At 53.7% G+C, this 19,535-nt stretch carries 14 protein-coding genes; 4 read left to right on the forward strand and 10 right to left on the reverse strand.

Going from position 1 to position 19,535, the window contains the following annotated elements:
- The first annotated feature begins 88 nt into the window (after positions 1 to 88).
- Positions 89 to 3,526, forward strand: coding sequence for an efflux RND transporter permease subunit (locus FF011L_RS22475; RefSeq protein ID WP_145354209.1), 3,438 nt, complete (start codon positions 89 to 91; stop codon positions 3,524 to 3,526).
- Positions 3,527 to 3,916: 390 nt separating this feature from the next.
- Positions 3,917 to 5,701 (forward strand): TolC family protein, encoded by a 1,785-nt coding sequence (locus FF011L_RS22480; RefSeq protein ID WP_145354210.1) that lies wholly within the window; start codon positions 3,917 to 3,919, stop codon positions 5,699 to 5,701.
- A gap of 154 nt (positions 5,702 to 5,855) precedes the next feature.
- Here the strand turns inward: FF011L_RS22480 and FF011L_RS22485 are convergent, their stop codons facing one another.
- Positions 5,856 to 7,409 (reverse strand): DUF7133 domain-containing protein, encoded by a 1,554-nt coding sequence (locus FF011L_RS22485; protein WP_246109569.1) that lies wholly within the window; start codon positions 7,407 to 7,409, stop codon positions 5,856 to 5,858.
- Positions 7,403 to 9,817: a c-type cytochrome gene (locus FF011L_RS22490; protein WP_145354211.1), complete on the reverse strand. Its 2,415-nt coding sequence runs from the start codon at positions 9,815 to 9,817 to the stop codon at positions 7,403 to 7,405. The genes FF011L_RS22485 and FF011L_RS22490 overlap by 7 nt, the downstream gene beginning before the upstream one ends.
- Before the next feature lie 235 nt (positions 9,818 to 10,052).
- On the opposite strand from FF011L_RS22490, the gene FF011L_RS22495 reads away from it, so the two are divergent.
- Complete coding sequence (locus FF011L_RS22495; protein ID WP_246109570.1) at positions 10,053 to 11,573, forward strand: OprO/OprP family phosphate-selective porin; 1,521 nt, start codon at positions 10,053 to 10,055, stop codon at positions 11,571 to 11,573.
- Between the two features lie 64 nt (positions 11,574 to 11,637).
- Positions 11,638 to 12,180: a hypothetical protein gene (locus FF011L_RS22500; protein WP_145354213.1), complete on the forward strand. Its 543-nt coding sequence runs from the start codon at positions 11,638 to 11,640 to the stop codon at positions 12,178 to 12,180.
- A 204-nt stretch (positions 12,181 to 12,384) separates the two neighbouring features.
- Here FF011L_RS22500 and FF011L_RS22505 read toward each other — a convergent pair whose 3' ends face one another.
- The 8 genes from FF011L_RS22505 to FF011L_RS22540 form a co-directional block, all read right to left on the reverse strand.
- A complete protein-coding gene (locus FF011L_RS22505; RefSeq protein WP_145354214.1) occupies positions 12,385 to 13,128 on the reverse strand; it encodes a YebC/PmpR family DNA-binding transcriptional regulator in 744 nt (247 codons plus the stop codon).
- A gap of 377 nt (positions 13,129 to 13,505) precedes the next feature.
- Positions 13,506 to 15,197 (reverse strand): hypothetical protein, encoded by a 1,692-nt coding sequence (locus FF011L_RS22510; RefSeq protein WP_145354215.1) that lies wholly within the window; start codon positions 15,195 to 15,197, stop codon positions 13,506 to 13,508.
- Positions 15,190 to 16,137, reverse strand: a complete 948-nt coding sequence (locus tag FF011L_RS22515) for an ABC transporter ATP-binding protein (protein ID WP_145354216.1) — start codon at positions 16,135 to 16,137, stop codon at positions 15,190 to 15,192. Before FF011L_RS22515 ends, FF011L_RS22510 begins: the two co-directional genes overlap by 8 nt.
- Complete coding sequence (locus FF011L_RS22520; RefSeq protein WP_145354217.1) at positions 16,134 to 16,526, reverse strand: GntR family transcriptional regulator; 393 nt, start codon at positions 16,524 to 16,526, stop codon at positions 16,134 to 16,136. Before FF011L_RS22520 ends, FF011L_RS22515 begins: the two co-directional genes overlap by 4 nt.
- 318 nt (positions 16,527 to 16,844) lie before the next feature.
- Positions 16,845 to 17,222 (reverse strand): YidH family protein, encoded by a 378-nt coding sequence (locus tag FF011L_RS22525; RefSeq protein WP_145354218.1) that lies wholly within the window; start codon positions 17,220 to 17,222, stop codon positions 16,845 to 16,847.
- Positions 17,212 to 17,460 (reverse strand): hypothetical protein, encoded by a 249-nt coding sequence (locus FF011L_RS22530; RefSeq protein ID WP_246109571.1) that lies wholly within the window; start codon positions 17,458 to 17,460, stop codon positions 17,212 to 17,214. Before FF011L_RS22530 ends, FF011L_RS22525 begins: the two co-directional genes overlap by 11 nt.
- Positions 17,457 to 18,908 carry a YeiH family protein gene (locus FF011L_RS22535; RefSeq protein ID WP_145354219.1) on the reverse strand — a complete coding sequence of 484 codons (1,452 nt, stop codon included), beginning with the start codon at positions 18,906 to 18,908 and terminating at the stop codon, positions 17,457 to 17,459. Before FF011L_RS22535 ends, FF011L_RS22530 begins: the two co-directional genes overlap by 4 nt.
- Positions 18,909 to 18,975: 67 nt before the next feature.
- Positions 18,976 to 19,488 (reverse strand): MarR family winged helix-turn-helix transcriptional regulator, encoded by a 513-nt coding sequence (locus FF011L_RS22540; protein ID WP_145354220.1) that lies wholly within the window; start codon positions 19,486 to 19,488, stop codon positions 18,976 to 18,978.
- Positions 19,489 to 19,535: the final 47 nt, after the last annotated feature.

Below are 19,535 nucleotides of genomic sequence, written 5' to 3' on the forward strand. Positions count from 1 at the left end.
AATCGCTTCGGTCGCAGAAGTCCTCGGAGTTCACTCCATGCCCTCCACCGAAGTCGATTGACTCCGGACACGACAACCTCACAAAACCATGTTTGAAAAATTCCTTCATAGGCCGGCACTGGCCATTGTCATCTCACTGCTCATTCTGTTTACGGGTGGATTGGCGATTAACGCTTTACCGATATCGCAATTCCCTTCGGTCGCTCCACCGAGTGTGCGGGTTTCGGTTTCCTACCCGGGTGCCAGTGCAAAAATTCTGATCGATTCGACGATGGTGATTCTGGAACAAGCCATCAACGGCGTCCCCAACATGCGGTACATGATGGGAGACGCAACCAGTGCCGGGGAAGGAACGATCCAGATCACCTTCGAACCAGGCACCGATCCGAACGTGGCGGTCATGAACGTCAATAACCGGGTCCAAATGGTCAAGAATAACCTCCCCCCGATTGTGGAACGGGAGGGGATCATCGTGATGCAGAACATGACCAGCATGCTGATGTATGTGAACATCTATAGCGAAGATCCGAATGTTGATCAAAACTTCTTATACAACTACGCGACGGTAAACGTCCTAAATGAGATCAAGCGGATTCCCGGTGTCGGCCGTGCCACCATCCTTGGCAACCGTTCTTATGCAATGCGGGTCGAACTGGACCTGGACCGTATGCGGGCCTACAAGGTGGATGCCGAAGATGTGATGAATGCTCTCGATGAACAGAGCATGATTGGTTCCCCTGGACGCCTTGGCCAGGCAACCGGGCAGACCTCGCAAACAATTGAGTACGTGCTGACCTGGATTGGACGCTACAAAACGCCAGAGGAATACGGCAAGATCATCCTGCGGGCGACTCCCGAAGGCGAAATCCTGCGTCTGGAGGATGTCGCAAAAGTGTCGCTGGGTTCATCGTTCTATGACCTCTACTCGGACATCGACGGGCTACCCTCTGCGGCGATTGTGCTTAAGCAGACCCCCGGTTCCAACGCTGCCGACGTGATCGAGAAGGTCAAAGAAAAGGTCGAACAGATCAAGCAAGAATCCTTTCCTCCGGGCATGGACTACGCCGTCACCTACGACGTGTCCAACTTCCTAGACGCTTCGATCGAAAAAGTGCTGCACACCCTATTCGAGGCCTTCATTTTGGTTTCGTTGGTGGTCTATCTGTTCCTCGGTGACTTCCGTAGCACGTTGATCCCTACCTTGGCGGTTCCCGTTTCATTGATCGGTACCTTCTTCTTCATGCTGATGTTTGGGATGTCGATCAACCTGATCACACTGTTCGCGTTGGTGCTTGCGATTGGGGTGGTGGTCGACGATGCGATCGTGGTGGTCGAAGCGGTCCACGAAAAAATGCACACGAAGCATTTAAATCCCTATCAAGCCACCCGAGAAGTCGTCCAGGAAATCAGTGGAGCCATTATTGCGATCACGTTAGTGATGACCGCCGTCTTCATTCCTGTGACTTTCATGACCGGGCCGGTGGGAGTCTTTTACCGTCAATTTGCACTCACCATGGCGATGTCTATCGTGATCTCGGGGATCGTCGCCCTGACGCTTACCCCGGTGCTGTGTGCGATGATTCTCAAGCCGCATACCGGTCACGAGAAACAACGTGGTCTGGTCGGTTTGGCAAACCGATCGATGAACCGAATCGCAGGCACATACGCCCCGATCTTGCGTGGCCTCCTATGCGTGCTGCTGGGGACCGCCGTAGGAGTCGGCGTTTACTATCTACTGCACAACGAATTCGTACACGAACTGGTTTCCGAACAGTTCCCTCTGACGGAACGACGGTCGCAGATCATCGCGGGCGTGTTTGCCCTGTTGGCAATCCTGTCTTTCCGAGCTTCCCTGTCGGGCAGCAACGGGAGTGCAAAGAAACGCAGTCCTCTGGGAATATTCTTGCACGTCTTTGACCGCGGAGTCGAAAAGGTCACCGGCGGTTACGCTGCGATCCTCAAGCGGATCATTTCGCGGCGAGTACTAACGATGGCGGTGATTGCTGCTTTCAGCTATGGAATCTTGGTCGTCAATCAGGTCCTTCCAACCGGATTCATTCCGCTGGAAGACCAAGGCATGATCTATGGAATCGTGCAGACGCCCCCCGGTTCGACCCTTGAATATACGAATTCAAAATGCCACGAACTGCAGGCCATCTGTGAGGGGATGGATGAAATCACTTCGGTATCGTCCATCGCCGGATACGAAGTTCTTACCGAAGGACGAGGATCGAATGCAGGGACCTGTATCATCAACCTGAAACCCTGGGCCGATCGTGAACTGACCTCTAAGCAAATCATTGAAGAGCTTGAGGAAAGAGGCACCGACATTGCTAATGTGAAACTGGAATTCTTTGAACCACCTGCGGTACCGGGGTTTGGTGCCGCCGGGGGTTTCTCGGTGAACTTGTTGGATAAAACCAATAGCGGAGACTACCAAGCCCTTGGTGAAGAGACCGACAAATTCATGGCGGCGTTGGGAAAACGAAAGGAACTGAAAGGCCTATTCACCTTCTTTGCCGCCAACTACCCGCAGTTCGAAGTCGTCATCGACAATGATGCGGCGATGCAAAAGGGAGTATCGATTCGCGACGCGATGGATAACCTCTCGATCGTGGTCGGTAGCACCTGGGAACAGGGGTTTGTTCGGTTTGGCCAGTTCTACAAAGTCTACGTGCAAGCGGCGCCCGAATTCCGCCGGTATCCCGAAGATCTTGACAACATGTTCGTCAAAAATGATCAAGACGAAATGGTCCCCTACTCGGCGTTCATGAAGATCGTCCCGAAGCAAGGGCTTAACGAAATCAGCCGCTACAACTTGTACCCGACCGCCCCCATCCAAGGAGCCCCCGCAGCCGGTTACAGCAGTGGTGAAGCGATCGCGGCCATCAAGGAAGTCGCCGCACAAACACTCCCTCAGGGATTTGACATCGACTGGCGAGGACTGGCCTACGACGAAGCCAAAGCAGGCAATACGGCGATCTATATCTTCCTGGTCGTTGTCGTCTTTGTGTACATGGTTTTAGTCGGCCAGTACGAAAGCTTTATCCTTCCATTGGCGGTCCTGACATCGTTGCCTGTCGGCCTGTTCGGATCTTTTTTATTCCTCAAGTCGATGGGATTGGCCAATGACGTCTACTGTCAAATTGGTTTGGTGATGCTGGTTGGCTTGCTAGGAAAGAATGCGATTCTGATCATCGAATTCGCAGTCCAACGCCATCATGAAGGATTGAGCATCATGGAGGCCGGAATCGAAGGGGGCAAACTTCGGTTCCGTCCTATCTTGATGACCTCATTCGCTTTCATCGCCGGGCTGATCCCACTGGTGCGAGCAACGGGTCCCGGAGCGATCGGCAACCGTACGATTGGCACAACCGCGGTTGGCGGGATGTTGATGGGGACCTTGGTCGGTGTCTTAGTGATCCCGGGCCTGTACTATCTGTTCGCCAAATTGGCGGATGGGCGTAGCTTGATCAAGGACCAACACGATGAACCACTAAGCGAACTGATGGAACGCGAACACTAGGCAACCACACGCTTCGCAAGAATGCCCACCAAAGCATCCCGACGTGACAAAGTCCCCCCAACATTCCAGACCCGCACCACTTGATCATCACATTAACCCGTTATTGACGAAACCTAAATACTCAATGCCATTAACAAGGAAGGATCCCGCTACCATGAACCACTACGCAAATTACCTATTCAGAAAATGGACATCGAAATACAGGAGAATTCGCCGAAAGCACGATAACCCATAAATCGCAATCTATGCTCAGAATACGTAAAAACCGCGTTCTCCATACAGCGAAGCTTACCGGTATTTGTCCGGTCGATTCCTTTTGAGCACGGTACTTCACAACATCAGTCGAACGTTGGCAGGATGCCGACAAACGCAAGCTCATCAGGGACGGATATGAGTACTCACTTCGTAGAATTTGCGAACCGAATTTCGGCCAATCGTGGCCAGGCGGCCATCCTTTTAGCAGGGGCTCTGCTCGCTGCAACCGGCTGCAAAACCCCACCGCTCCAGCAGGCGCAGCCGGGGCCCGTGATGCCGGAATCGTACAGTTCGCCAAGCTCCTTTACCAATCACTACGCCGACTTAAGCAGCGACGATACCGACCAAAGCGAACATGCTAGTAAGCCGGACATTAACGTTCCGGAAAACACGCACAGCAGCAACAAAGTCGTCCCCGCCAACGCCTCTCCAGCCGACGCGGCAGAGGAAGACATTAAATTCGCCAGCTTTATCCAGACGGCCACCGAATTGGATCTTCAGGAGCCAACCGCTCCTCAAGACGTCGTGCTGGAATCCGGCAGCATCACAACGGATGCCGCCCCGACAACCGTTACAACCCCGACGATCGTAAACAACCAATTCGAAAACTCGGCGACGATGTCGCGTTACGAATTCTTTAATGATCCCGACCTGCTTGGTTTGATCGATCAAGCACTTGTCGGCAATCAAGAACTGAAAATCCTGGCCCAGGAAGTACGGATTGCCTGCCTGGAAGTCCAGGCTCGGAGTGGTGAATACCGCCCGTTTGTTACGCTTGGAGCGAGAGCAGGCTTAGAAAAACCAGGACAGTACACACGTGCTGGAGCCGTCGAAGAACAGCTTGAAGTCGTCCCAGGAAGAGAATTCCCCGATCCCCTGCCCGACTTCCTCGTCGGCGCAGATGTCTCCTGGGAACTTGACATTTGGAAAGCCCTGCGGAACGCGCAAAGCGCCGCTGCGATGCGTTACCTCGGCACAAACGATGGACGAAACTATATCGTCACCCGTCTGGTAGCCGAAATCGCCGAAAACTACTACGAACTGTTAGCGTTGGACAACCAATTGGAAACATTGGGAAGGACTATCGAACTCCAGAAACAAAGCCTTGAAGTCGCCAACGCTAAAAAGCAAGCGGGCCGTGGCACCGAACTGGCCGTGCAACGTTTCCAAGCTGAAGTTCGCAAGAACGAAAGTGAACGACTGATCATTCAGCAGCAAATCATCGAAGCTGAAAACCGGATCAACTTTATCGTCGGTCGATACCCGCAACCCATCCAGCGTCCATCGTCGAATTACATTGACCTGAACCTGCAAACCTTGGCTGTCGGCATCCCATCACAGCTTCTTCAGAATCGTGCGGACATCAAACAAGCCGAACGAGAACTTGCCGCAGCCGGCCTGGATGTCAAAGTGGCTCGAGCCCGCTTCTACCCTTCCCTTTCGCTTACCGCCGGGGTTGGCTGGAACGCATTCAGCACCGGCTATCTGTTTAAGACTCCGGAATCGCTGATCTATGGTGTCGCCGGCGAACTGGTTGGCCCGTTGATTAACAAGCGAGCGATCAAGGCCTCCTACCTATCGGCCAATGCACGGCAGTTGCAAGCGATCTATGACTACCAACGCACGATCCTGGAAGCCCATATCGAAGTCGTGAACTACATGACCAAAGTGGACAACTACCGGCAAAGCATCGAAGTCAAAAAGCAGCAACTGGACGCGTTAGAAGCGTCGGTCGACAGTGCATCGAAACTGTTCCAAAGCGCCCGTGTCGAATACGTCGAAGTGCTGCTTGTGCAACGGGAATTCATGGAAGCCAAGATGGGATTGATCGAAACCAAACAGCAACAACTGAATGCAATCGTCAATGCCTACCAAGCACTCGGCGGAGGTGGCGGCGGGCTGCCAAGTTTTACTAACTAGACGTCCTTGCCTCGCACTCCTTTCGGGGAACGTGCAACTTTTAAAATTGCCGCACGCAGCAACTTAAAAGTAAAACAGAGACGCCGCGCGAATTGAACACGAACGGTTCGGGCGGCGTGCACAAGCGATTTATAAGAGTCTCACTTGCAAATCGCTATGGTTTGGGAATCTGATTGAGCGTGTAATAAGCCTGAGGGTGCAGCAACGTGTTGCCCTTCTGATCCTGAACGCCCGCTGCTTCCAAAGCATGCACGTAAAGGGGACGTAAGCCTTTCACGGTCAGGCGAACCGACATCGCGTCCTCGCTCACTTCCGCTTTCGCCACCTCCAGGTCCTGAACGTCGATTTCGTCGCTCCCATACGCTGCATGATACTGATAGGTATGGCTAGCGATTTTGTACGAGCCGATATCGGCCGCGGATTGACGGTCAACAGGCCGAGTAAAAACCAGTTCAAATCCATCTGGCTTGGCTCGCATTTCGAGGATTTCGAAAGGCGTTTTCCCACTCCATTTCATTCGCTGCAATCCGTAGGACGCCTCTCCCAGGCTGCTCCACCCGCGATTCGTTAACCCAAGAAAAACCGACCCATCGGTCCCCTGCTCCATTCGTAACACGGCCGAGGCACATCCTGAACGAAAGGGGAAACAAGCTCCTTGATACTCACCTTCGATCCGTTCGACGAAAACACGCTGAACACCCGCCAAGGTGAATTCACCGACAAATAATTGACCATGGAAAGGACCAAACTTTCCTTCGCTGCGGTCACACATAATGTCGGTTGCCGACTGCCCCATCCGTTTATAGGGAAACCAGACAACGGGAGGGACCAACGCGGGCATCTGCTGGACCGCGACAGGGAAAGGCACACCATTCGGCACTTTTGCAACATCCTTAAGTGGCGATTCCGGTTGCTCGGCGGATGCAAGTGCCTCGGCGTGATGAAAGAACGCTCCATCACGCATGTGGTGCAACGTATTGGTCGCCACCCAGTTCCCTTGCTGATCGGTATAAAACATGTCCCCCTCAAGGTTGCTGCCGATGCCCGAGGGAGAACGCATGCCCGCACAAACAGGCTCCCAGTCTCCGTTTGGAGAAATTCGAATTCCCCAACCGCGCCATATCCCCTGACGATATCCCAGTCGAGAATGCTGCACCGTATGATTCAGTTGATCGCCACGCAATCCGAGACCGATGTTCAAGGTTACCCATAGGTTCCCATTCGCATCCAATTTTGGTCCGTACGCGTATTCATGGTAGTGACCGGTAACACCCCACCCCTTGGCAACGGTTAAGTACTCGTCGGCGACATCATCCCCGTTGGTATCCGCCATTCGGGTCAGTTCGCTACGCTGCGCCGTATACAGCGCCCCTTGGTGCCACAACAGTCCGAGCGGTTCGTGCAATGCCGAAGCGAAGCGATGGTAGCGAACGTTGTTCGGCGGTTCGTCGTAGGCTCCATCGACCAGCCAAACCTCTCCCTTGCGAATCGATACCGCCAACCGCTGATTCGGCAGGACAGCGATCCCACTAACCTCCAGCGGCAACCCATCCGGTGCGGGCTTCCATAATTTTGATCGAGAATCGGTTGCGGTCTGTGACGTGGACACCGACAACAGCGGATAATAATCGGCTTCGGTTCCCTGACCGCATGCCAGCGTTAGCGCGCACAATTGGATGCATAAAAAACCGCTAATTCGAATTACCATTGGTATTTCCACTCCACTTGATTGATCCCGTCAGAACTTGTTTCCTTAACATCCCGCGCCTGTTTCAACGGAGCACCGTCGAAGCTTAATTCACCTTTTGGTGGTTCCGATGCCGCCGTCAAAGGACGCCACTGGATAACGCGGCGAATCCCATTTCCGTCAGGCTGAAAACGGTCACTAACTTCCCAGCCATGCCAGTGCGATAGGAAAGTCGGCACCCCATCGGAATCGATTCGGTACCCTGCAAATTGCGGTGCCGTCGCCTTTATTTCCTCGCCTTCGACCGGTTGCTTCCATTGCAAAGGATAAGGACCCTCAAGCGAGAACTCTTCTTTTCCCAGCGGTTTTGCCAGCGGTGCAAAGCGGACAAACCAGGTCCCCTCAGCATCCAAGAAAGAACCTCGCCAAAAGTAAGCGGGCTTACAAGCCTCCGCGTCATACGCAACGTGCACGCCCTCAGGAAATCCAACCGCAATCGCATGATTGCCGGCGCCTTCCAGAAAAGTTCGCAGCAAGATGGGACGCTCGGTCGGCACCAGTTCATAGTTCGCCGCTCGAGCCGCCTTGATCTTTTCAGGCAGTTCCTGCTTATCGATTGAATTCAGGTATGCCCACATTTCTTCGATCGCCCCGGACGGGACTTGGTTCGGAAAAAATTTCGGCATGCGAGTGCGCGGTTTTAGCTGTGCTGGATCGGTTAAAAACGCCTGGAACCAATCCTGATTCAATCGCCGTCCCGGATTTCCCAAATCGATTCCAACCACTCCTGGCAGCGCTTCGCCACGGACCGGATGACACTGCACACAACCTTGATCAAAGCGATTCCGCCCCGCTTCGGCCGACCATGCTTTCCCGGTTGGCGAATGGGTGTTCAAAACCGTTTCGGTTTCCGTGCTGTCGGATCCTTTAAAGACTTCGGGAATCGCAGCGGTAACCTCCGCTCCGAATACCGGCATCCGTATCTGAAGGTAAGGGCGGAGTTTGCCGGTATCCCCCCGCATCCGTTTTTTCATCCAGTCCAGCTTTAATTTGTAGCCCACGTGATCAAGCGGTGGAGGCAGGCGGCCTTCGTCTCCTAAATCGACATCGCCAACGGTCGCAAAACAAGAGCTTCGGTGCGACTCGATGCCACCGATTTCAGCCCGTTGATGGCAGGCGTAACAGTTCTGACGAAGCAGTTCAAAATGCAGACTTTCGCGAGCGATTTTTTGCGTATCGGATTCCGATTCGGCTGCCAAGCGATCTTTAGCAATCAAGGCGGCTTTTAACCCCGCCTCCTGCTCCGACTTCAGTGAATAGTGAGGCACCTGTGGCACATCGCCCTGCTGACACAGTACCGGGTCCCCTTCACTCCGTTGTCCAAGCGGCTTGGCAAGCGATTGTGTTGCAAGCGGGATCCCAGGAGCGTCATGGCACTGGTTGCAGTGCAATTTAGAAAACCATTCCTTCCCTTCTTGAATCGCTTCCTGTCGCTGACTTGCAGACCATCCAGTCCATGCATGCTGAATCGGCGCCGCTTGAATCGCTTCGGCAGGTCCATTTCGATGCAGATCCGCCTGCAGCAAAAAAGCCGCGATATCGGCTGCCTCGGTAACGGACAACTGAAAATGCGGCATCCTTCCGGCGGGGTGAGACGTCAACGGATTTAAGAGAAAACGGGTAAGCCCTTGGCGATCGTATTTCGCTCCCAGATCCGCGTGGGGAACGGAAGGAAGCTCCGGTTGCTCCGCTGCCAAACCAAGCTCTTCAAGCTCCTCGGGATCCAGTTCCGCTCGCAGCCTTTCCAATGCGGAATCGGCCGTCTCCTCTGCAGCAAACCCAGGCTCGGGCGTATGACACGCGACGCACCCAAAACGATGGTACCCTTCCCTGCCCCTGGCGACATCGCCGAGAGTCCAGAACTGGTACGGAACGGGACTGGCCCCTCCCGCTTTGACTTCCACAAACGGAGTTGCCGCATCGACCAAAAAGGCGGTGATGGCGTCGGCCACTCTTTGACGCTGCGACGGCGCGACTTGCCCCAACATGTCGGGCATGGTTGTCCCCGGTTTCACCGCATGAGGCGTCTGCAAGAATTCCGAAATCCAATCCGCCTGCAAGGCTCTTCCCGCTCGCAGCAAAGAGGGTCCCCGCTTACCGCTAGTCCCGCCCCCAAGATCCTCGCCATGACACTGCGTGCAGCTGAGTTCGCTCCACAGAATCTGCCCGGCAAGCGTGTCTGAATCCTCTTCAAGATGGTGCAGGCGTTCATAACCAATGACCACGGGAGACGGATCGATCTGATCTGCGGCAGCAGCATTACCGACCAGGCAAACCAGCGAGAGGTAAACGAGCCCGACGGACGTTAAACAAAATCTCGGGCGAGAGGCAAATCGATACAAAACAACTCCAATCCAATCAAAACTCAATAAAACGCAAATCATTTGCTCGAAAGCTAGATTTTACTATAGCTGCTGATCGCAACGATTATTCCGGCCGCAACGAATTTGCCACTCTTGATTGTTAAGGTTCCATTTGGATCCACTGGCAGGGTTGTGACGCTAATTCCTGCAACCGATAAAAAGTCAAAGAACAATCATTCGTCCCCGTGCAAGGATGCACCGCGGCGAACCTATTCTCCTCACATACCAACTGAGAGCAAGGATGCGCTACGCCTACTTCAAAGCGGCTGCCGTTCTGGCAGTTTTTTTCGGCTGCAGCCCTGCGTTTGCCGTTGACCCATTTATGCTCGTCGCCCCGCAGATGATCGAAGATGAATCGATCGTCGCGGATGCGGACACCGATTCGGATTCCGATGAAGAGCCCGATGCGTTTGCTCGAATCGCGGAACTTGAAAAGCAACTGGAATCGATGCAAGGCGACTGGAAAGATTTCCAGAAAGATCTCGCAGACGAATCCATAGCCAAAAAGAAAAAGCCCACGATGAAGATCGGTGGACGAATTCATGCCGATTACTGGGGATTCCCCGAATCCGACCCATTGGTCGATGAAATCGAAAGCGGCGCTGGCAATCCAGTACAAGATCCACAGGATCGCGTCCTTTTTCGTCGCCTGCGTTTAGAGATGTCAGGAACCGTTCCAAACAACATGCTCTGGAAAATGCAGCTGGATTTCAACAATCCGCAAACTCCCGAGATGAAAGACGCGTACCTTGGCTGGAGTAACCTTCCTAACAATCAAGTTCTATTGCTAGGGAATCAAAAGAGACCGCTGGGGCTGGACCACTTAAACAGCAGTCGCTTCAACATCTTCGCCGAACGCCCCATGGCCGTAGAAGCTTTTAATGAGGATGCTCGTCGTTTCGGTTTGGCCATGTATGGATATACCGACGACGAAGCAACGGGTTGGGCATACGGTGTCTACAACCTGGAAAACATCAACACCGATGGCCGCTTCATCGGCGACAACCTTCAACTGGGAGCCTACGGTCGATTGTGGGGCAGCCCTTGGTATGACGAAACAAGTGGCGGCCGCGGGTATTGGCACATGGCCGTCTCCGGAGGCATCGCGTCGCCCGATGGCGATGCCGCGTATGACGCGGACACCAACAACAACGACGGCCGCTTCAGGACACGTCCGTCAGCTCGCAGTAGCCAACGCTGGCTCGACACGGGCCGGATTCCGGGCATCAGCAGTTACGAAGTGATTGGCCTGGAATCGATCCTGAACATTGGCTCTTTGCAGATCACAGGGGAATACCTGTTCAATTCGCTCCAACGCGACGGAATCACTCCAGCAGCACTTCCAACCCTTGGGCCTTACGACGCAACAATCGATGACGATTTCTTCTTTCATGGCGGCTATATCTACGCCTCTTACTTCCTGACCGGAGAATTCAATCCTTACAAGCGAACCACGGGTACTCTCAATCGAGTCACACCGTTCGAGAATTTCTTCCTCGTGGATCGCTGCAACGGATGCCGCGGAAACGGCTGGGGAGCCCTGCAAGTGGCGCTTCGATATGACTACCTGGACCTGACCGATGGCGGCATCAACGGAGGCGTCGGGAACCTGGTGACCGCCGGCCTGAACTGGCACTGGACAGCGTACAGCAAACTACAAACAAACATGATCTGGGGAAGTATTGACGACAGCGGACTTGGGACAACGGCAACAAGTGGTGATTTTGCGATCTTCGGCACCCGCTTCATGATCGATTTCTAAATCATCCGCCTGTTCTCGATCTCTAAATACAACCACAAATCAAAAATCACAAGGAAGTCCAAACATGTACCGTATGCTTTCTACGATCGTGCTCGCCGCCGGTTTCTTGCTCACGCCAACGACAACTCAGGCAGGCCATTTTCACAAACAAAAATCGGCTGACTGCTGCTGTGTTTGCCAACAGAAAACTTGCAAATTGAACGTTGACGTCAAAGAGGTCGAAGAGACATGCTTTGAGGTTGAATGCGAAGATGTCTGTATCCCTCCAGTCCGTTTTTGGTGGGAATGTGGCCCATCCAAAAGATGCCCCAAGGTCCGCACGGTTGCCAAACTAGTCACCGAGAAGAAAACGAAAAAGGTTTGCGTTTACGACTGGGAAGTGGTCACGGTCTGCCGAAACTGCTACCAGAATCTACGCAAAGTCCGCTGCCATGAACTGGGGCTGAATCAAGATGCGACCCCAGAACAAATCGGTTTATCGATGCCCGAACCGGTCATTGATCCCAACACACCAACAAGTGACAGCGGGCTAGTAACGGTGAAAGTAACCGCTTACTCAGAACAAAAGAACGCCCCGAAGCCAGCAGAAGGCATCGCCAGCGAATGAGGCGATCTCTTGAAGCGAGGGATGCAGTGAAGAAAGATTGTGGCTTGTCGTCTATCGCTCCGCGAAAGCATGCATTCTGAGGAGCGTTCTTTCGCGGGGGACGTGCGAAAGGCGACATTCCGCCCGACAGTCGCGGCGGGCTTGTAACTGGAAGCTACAAGCTCGCGTGATCTCGCTAGGGTCTTATCTAGCTCCTGCCGCAGCCTATTCGTCGGCCATCATTTCGTCGGTGATGTTTAGATTGGTGCTTACGTTTTGCACATCATCATGATCATCCAATGCTTCCAACAAACGCAGCGCCTGCTTTGCGTCGCCCGGTTCAACATCGACCTGTGTCTGAGCGATCATCGTGACCTCGCTCACTTCCATTTCAAGCTCGGCTGCCTTGAACGCATCAAGCAAAGCTTGAAAACTGTCTGGTTCACAGGTGACCTGCAGTTTGTCGTCCATTGGCTGAACGTCTTCACCGCCATTTTCCAGCGCGATCATCGTCAATTCTTCTTCGTCACATTTTTCAGCGTCGAAGAGGAACAGGCCTTTACGATCAAATAGATAGGCAACGCAGCCGGTGCTTCCCAAGTTTCCGTTGTATTTCGAAAACAAGGATCGCATTTCCGGAGCCGTGCGATTGCGGTTGTCGGTCATGATTTCACAAAGCACGGCAACACCGCCGGGACCATAACCTTCGTACAACAACTCTTCGACAGGTCCCCCACCCAGTTCCCCGGTTCCACGTTTAATGGCCCGGGCAATGTTGTCTTTAGGCATACTGACCGCTTTGGCGTCGTCGATCGCCTTACGAAGCCGAATATTGCCATCGGGATCGCCTCCGCCCATCTGCGCGGAAACAATGATCGCCTTGCTCAATTTGCTCCAGACCTTCGCACGTTGGGTGTCGACCCGACTCTTGCGATGCTGGATATTCGCCCACTTTGAATGGCCTGCCATAAATTCGTATCAACTGAAAATAAGAAAAGGAAAAAGGTGCGGTGAGGCGCCCGATTGTGTATTAAACCCAGGGTTTCGGACCAGTCTTTCAGGGGGAGAACGGCAAAAGCCAATCCCCAAACCGTGTCGGCACGACGCTAGAACAACCAATTCTAACAGCCGTTTACCGATTGTTCCTGGTCTGATCCTCCTATTTTCGCCTCTAGCCTTGGCCAATGTCAACGTATCGACCGATTGCCGGGATATTGGCAGTCCGAACGATAACAATCCGTGTTCGACCACCCGCAGATAGGCGACCCCGCAGGACTTCGCCAAGCCAAATGGCAACTCCTCTTCTGTATGAAAAGGCCTATGCGGGCAAGCTTGTCCCGGCACCGTCACCGATAGCGGTTCAAGAAAACCGCGTACGGCAACATTAGAATCCGCCCCAACGGCACCAGACACAGAGTAACAAGCAAAACCGATCCCAAAAGGATCCGCTGGTCTGGTACCAGCATGAACAGCACTGCCGCCAACGCGACGGTTCCCATCGACCAAACCGAGAGGAACGCAAGCACCGTTCTCACTCGAAGCAAACGCTCCCGAACCACCAAAATCGCCGCGATTGTCGCAAAGACGCCTTTGCATACGACCACCAAAAGTATCAGAGCGGGTACCCAGGTGGCCCAATATTCGAAACTTGCCGTGGCGGTTTCCCAGTCGGCCTGACGCACGAACCAGCCAGCGACCACCGCGGCGGCGGCCAGCAAAATAAAGACCGGCAACACAAAGAATACTAACGCCAGTCGTGATCGCCCGGTTGCCGTCGGCCACGTGCAAGCCAAGCTTCGAGAAACGACCAACACGACGCAAGCGATGAAGCCAACGGCCCCCCAGCGGTAGGCTGCGAATTCGTTTCCTACGCCGGAATTCAGCCCATCCATCCACGACCTCAAAATGACTTGATTTGCTGGCCAGGCAAAAGCCAGCAAAAACGCAAGCGATACCAAGGCGGTGGCAAGAACGGCGCCCGCTACACTCGCAATCCCGCGAGCAAAACCGATCTCGGCACACGTCATAGGGCTGGCTGCCAAATAACTTGGCAACGAAGATCCCGACACTTTGGTCGGTTCCAACATGGCACTACTAGTCATTGTCGGAATTTGCGTCACCAGAAAAATCAAAAACAGGGCTGCACCGACGTGCAACGGCATCAGGGCAATCAAAACGAAAATCGCAACCAACACCCCGGTCAACGCCCAGTTTCCATCACCTGCCATTCCCCGCAGAAGATCATGGCGCACCAACCATCTCAACGGGCCATCGTCACTTCCTCGCTTGCCCGCCAACAGGCTCCGCCCCCCTCCCCAATCCCTCCAGGCAAGAAGACGACTCCCCTTCTTCTCAGGAATAATCCCGTCAGTGTTGGTGCGAGACAGAACGACGGACTGAAAGGCCAACCAGACTCCCCATACCAACAAAAAAAGCGCGAGTGCGAAGGTCCCGGTTTTGAAAGCGAACGGGTACTCCTTCAGCCACGGGATATCGGTCGATTTGTCAAAGTGTGCCGACATCACCAGCATCATCAGCAAATACCAACCGACAAAGGCAACGACCGCCAACGTGACGCGTCGCCACGGCCCTTCAAAGGGTCGCCAAATGACCACGGACACCCAAGCCCCGCCGGCAGCCAGACACAGCAGACCGGTACTAATCGGGAGCCAGATTCCGACCCCAATTCCAAAAAACAGGACCGCCAACAGATAAAGCAATCCGTTCCACACAAACCGAAGCGTCAGAGGAACCAATGCCAGCTTCCAACTGGCGATTGGCATGCGCAAAATCCAGTGACTATACCCACTCTTCCCCGCCATCAGGTCTTCGGTCTGGCTGAAATCAAAGACCCCCAATGAAAACGCAAAAACAGGAAAAGCTAACAAGCACAGCGTCCCGGTTGCATGCCGAGCTCCAAACACCCCTCCGACGACCATCGCAACAAGGGTGCTAAACAACAGCCATACGGCCATTCCGATCAATTGTTTTCGACTAGCGATAAACGCCAAACGCGTTAGTGCAATGGTTTCAGGCATGTTCGGGTTCCTCAACATCATTTAAGACATCCAATGAAGGACTGCGAAGCCCTTCGCTGGCTCGAGCGGTAAACCAACGCATCAGAGAGATCGGCCGCCGTTCGGTAATCGGCAGCCCTTCGATCATCCCCAAATCACCCGCGACCTGTTGGTCGACAACCGCCGACCATTCGTCTCCTGAAGATTTCCAGCCGATAACGCCTGCGATTTTTGGTGGGGAATCCCAATGCGACACCGGGCGGCAGCAGATTTCAACATACCGGTTTTCAAGTTTTTCCACGGTAGTCGATTCCACAATATGCCCCTCCGACATCATGGCAACGCTATCGCAGACACGATCGACCTCGTCCAGCAAATGGCTTGAAAAGAGAACCGTCCTTCCATCTTCGCTGACCGTCCGAATGATCGCTTCCAAAATGTCACTGCGAGCGATCGGATCCAGACCGCTGCTCGGTTCGTCCAAGATCAGCAACTCCGGTCGATGGGCAATCGCAACCAACAACCCGACCCGAGCCCGCTGCCCCTTGGACAGGTCCCGCAGCTTACTGCTGCGAGCCAATCCGAAAAGATCACATAGATGCGTGCCATACGCCTGATCCCATGACGGATACAACGCGCGAAAGAAATCAAGCGTATCCCCCACAGACAACCACTTCGGCAAGGTATCCTCTTCGGTCATATAGCCGATTCGTTTCATCAACGTCTCGGGTGAAAGGACCGGGTCTTGGCCAAGCACACGGACGCTTCCATGTTTGGCCTTCAACAATCCCATCAAGTGGCGGATCAAAGTGGTCTTACCAGCTCCATTCAGGCCAACCAATCCAAACACAGCACCTTTGGGTATTTCTAGATCAACCTCAAAAAGAGCCTGTTTACCACGAAAAGCACGCGAAAGCTTGCGAACCTGAACCGCTAGAATCTCCGCAGTCTGATCGTTCATGATTGCTCCTTAGGGTTAGCGAGTTCGCCATAACGCTTCTGCAACAGGTTTATTAGATCATCCCAATCGATATCCAATTGGCGAGCCGTAATGAGAAGACGGTCGATATCGGGCGAAAGCAATTTGCGTCGCTGAGCAAGACTGAATTGTCGCGGCAACTCAGCGACAAACGTCCCTGTGGTCCGTCGCTTCTCGATCAGCGACTCGTGCTCCAATTCGCGATAGGCTCTCGCCACCGTGTTCGGATTGACTCGCAAACTTTCCGCCAATCCACGTATCGTCGGCATTTCATCGCCAACTTTCAGCTGCCCTGAAACAATCCGAAAGCGGATCTGTTCCACGATCTGCTGATAGATCGGAAGACCTTCCGAAGAAATATGTAAAAGCATTTGACTGAACCCTTGTGTTAATCCAGTGATACAAGGGAACGAGAGTAGTGTCAAGAAGATTTTTTGTTTTCGCCGGGCAAAGCAGGCAGCCGGTTGCCACCGATCCGCAGAAAGGGTGTCGCCTTTCGCTCCGCGAAAGAACGCTCACAAAAAACAAACTTTCGCAGGGGACGCGAAAAGAATAAGTGACGATTTCCGGGTAGGTTGGAACTGTTTGTCTCCGCCGACCTCGCCTCGGTCGGTAGGCTCGGAGGGGCGAGGGAAGCCAGACTTTCGTCACTTATGAACTTCACGTCCCGGGCGAAAGGCGACACTCCCCTATCGGTTCAGAATCAACACGACCGCCAACAGTACTGCCGCCGCAGAGAGGATACTCAAGCAGGCGACGACCCACCGCGACAACGGATACCGCGTCGACTTCTGCCAGTGCTTGGCACCGCGGATGTATCCGCCCAAACCGACCAAGAAGGACATCGCTCCCATGACGACCAGAATGATCCCCAACCCTACCAGGGCCCATCTTGGCTGAGCTTCCGGCATCAATTTCGCGATCGCCAACCCAGTCGCCAGCGATGCTAACCCGGTGCGCAGCCAAGCGGAAAAAGTGCGTTCCTCCGCCATCAAGGTTCGATCAATTGCCGAATCGGCAGGCGTCTGTTCGGCGGATTCATCCAATCCCGGAGAACTATTTCCCACGGCGAAACTCCCTTGCTAATTGCTCGCTACGCTGGCGGGCTAGAATCTCTTCCATGACTTCAAGCTCGGTGTAATACATCGCACTGGGGTCGATTCCCTGATCGTCCAACCACTGCAAATGCTCGCGCATCGCGGGGCGCCGCGCGTACGCGGGCAGCACCACTAACCAGACGCACGCTACCGCGGCCGTCGCAGCCAATAGTGCCACCCACTTCTTTCCATTTCCTGAAAGGATCACGGAGCGATCGCCTCAGCAAAGACAACCTTAAACATCAACCAAGCCATGAAGAGTGTCAGACACAGATTTAACGACTGACCACAAATGTAAAGGATTAGCGGCTTGCCACCTTTCAACTGAGGCAACAATTGCTTGAAGTTCGTCTCCAATCCAATACTGACAAACGCCAAACAGAAGAACCATCCTCGCATTGTTTTCGTCGACCCTTTGATCATCGCATTGATCAATTCAGGCCCTCCGGCCAGGGTTGAATACAAAACGGAAAACAGGATGGACATCGCAACAAAACCGAGAACAAACTTGGGGAACCGGTACCATATTTCCGAAACGCCAACGCCGGGGGCATTCGCATCCCGTTCGACATACGTCACCCAGTAAATGGCGACACAAAACGCGGTCACTCCGATCAGAATATTCTGAATCATCTTGACCGTCGCGGCGACTTGCAGGGCTTCATCCCCAAGCGTTGCCCCAGCCGCCGCTACCGCTCCAGTGGAATCGATCGTTCCGCCCAACCATGCACCGCCCAAAATGGGGTCCATTCCAGTCGCACGAATGATCGCAGGCATTACGACCATCATGATGACCGTAAAGGAGAGCGACATACCAATGGCCAACGAGAGCTCTTCTTTTTTAGCCTTACAGGCACCAGCGGTGGCAATCGCTGCCGAAACTCCACAGACAGACATGTCCGCGGAAACCACCATGTTCAACGACTTGGAGGGGATCTTCAATACTTTTTGACCAAACAGATAGGTCGACACCAAAACAACCGGAGTGACCACCCAGGCGACAAAGATGCCGGGCAATCCCAATGCCAGCAGGCGGCTCATCAAAACTTCGGCCCCCAGCAGCACGAGCCCTGTTTTAATGAAGAATTCGGTCAAAATGGCGGGGCGTAAAAACGCCGGTGTTCCAACCGTATTGCTAATGATCAACCCGACCAATAACGCCCACAATGCGTACTCAAGGTTGTAAGCTTTGACGACCGACTGCCCCGCCAACAGATAGGCAAGGCCTGCTAAAGCAAACACGATCGGAAACGCTTTCAAAAAACCGATCGCCGACTTTCCGCGAATCTGCATGGCTCCGGCAAACAGGATCGCGATCGTGAGGAAAACACCCAAGATCCCGACTCCATTGCCACTCAGTGAATCCAACGGATTTTCCGTCCAGGATCCCGGCTTTGCCAAAAACGACTTAAGCGGACTGACGACCTCGACGGTTTCTCCGGCTTCCAAATTTCCGGCCAGCTCTGCCGGTTGTCCAACCCAGACGGCCGCAAACGCAACGATCAACAAAATCCCTGCGCACCAGATCGCCCACCAGTCTTCGCCGGTGCGCATGTCGACCCACAAACTGGTTCGCTCCGCTGGAACACTTACCGTCGCCTGATCGGGATCAACGGGAGAGGCATAAGGATCGGGATCTTGAGAATCAGAACTCATCGGAGGCAGGCTCTTCGAAAGGTAGGAAAGTGGGAAGGATACAACAGAAGATAGCAGTTTGACTTATTTACAGTCCAGAACTTCGCAAGGATTCCTCCTCCTTCTGCTTAGCGAGACAATGCATACTGTGCCGCACCAGTTGAAGCAATCGAATCAATTCTTTTTGGTCTTTTTGCGTTAAACCTTGCATGACATCCTCTTCTAGGTCACGCAATTGATCACTGGCTGGGACCACCAATTTTCGCCCTTGTTTCGTGATCGCAACATGGACGGTTCTGCGGTCGGCCTCGGAGCGTTCACGCGTCACCAACCCTCGTTTCAATAGACGATCGACCAAAGACGTCACCGCGGGAACCATCTGCACCAACCGATCACCGATCTCACCACAGGTGAGCGGCCGGTCTTCCATATCTAAGATCCGCAGCAAATTGTACTGCGAAAAAGTCAGGTCACGCTGACGGAAGAATCGTGACAACGTGTTATCTAACTGGTCCCCGGTGCGCACCAGACTGACAATCGCCTCTTGGGCCACACTCGCGAACGGCTGGCACCGATGCAATTCGTGACGAAGATTTTCCATTAAGAGAACTCAACGAATACAGATCAAAAAAACAGACCGAAGCAATT

Source organism: Roseimaritima multifibrata (genome assembly GCF_007741495.1).
Taxonomy (GTDB): Bacteria; Planctomycetota; Planctomycetia; order Pirellulales; family Pirellulaceae; genus Roseimaritima; species Roseimaritima multifibrata.

Excerpts from the sequence above, each read along its gene's own strand:
- FF011L_RS22505 (WP_145354214.1), bottom strand. The coding sequence starts at position 13,128 with ATGGCAGGCCATTCAAAGTGGGCGAATATCCAGCATCGCAAGAGTCGG.
- FF011L_RS22485 (WP_246109569.1), bottom strand. The coding sequence starts at position 7,409 with ATGGTAATTCGAATTAGCGGTTTTTTATGCATCCAATTGTGCGCGCTA.
- FF011L_RS22510 (WP_145354215.1), bottom strand. The coding sequence starts at position 15,197 with ATGCCTGAAACCATTGCACTAACGCGTTTGGCGTTTATCGCTAGTCGA.
- FF011L_RS22515 (WP_145354216.1), bottom strand. The coding sequence starts at position 16,137 with ATGAACGATCAGACTGCGGAGATTCTAGCGGTTCAGGTTCGCAAGCTT.
- FF011L_RS22540 (WP_145354220.1), bottom strand. The coding sequence starts at position 19,488 with ATGGAAAATCTTCGTCACGAATTGCATCGGTGCCAGCCGTTCGCGAGT.
- FF011L_RS22495 (WP_246109570.1), top strand. The coding sequence starts at position 10,053 with ATGCGCTACGCCTACTTCAAAGCGGCTGCCGTTCTGGCAGTTTTTTTC.
- FF011L_RS22520 (WP_145354217.1), bottom strand. The coding sequence starts at position 16,526 with ATGCTTTTACATATTTCTTCGGAAGGTCTTCCGATCTATCAGCAGATC.
- FF011L_RS22500 (WP_145354213.1), top strand. The coding sequence starts at position 11,638 with ATGTACCGTATGCTTTCTACGATCGTGCTCGCCGCCGGTTTCTTGCTC.
- FF011L_RS22475 (WP_145354209.1), top strand. The coding sequence starts at position 89 with ATGTTTGAAAAATTCCTTCATAGGCCGGCACTGGCCATTGTCATCTCA.
- FF011L_RS22535 (WP_145354219.1), bottom strand. The coding sequence starts at position 18,908 with ATGAGTTCTGATTCTCAAGATCCCGATCCTTATGCCTCTCCCGTTGAT.
- FF011L_RS22480 (WP_145354210.1), top strand. The coding sequence starts at position 3,917 with ATGAGTACTCACTTCGTAGAATTTGCGAACCGAATTTCGGCCAATCGT.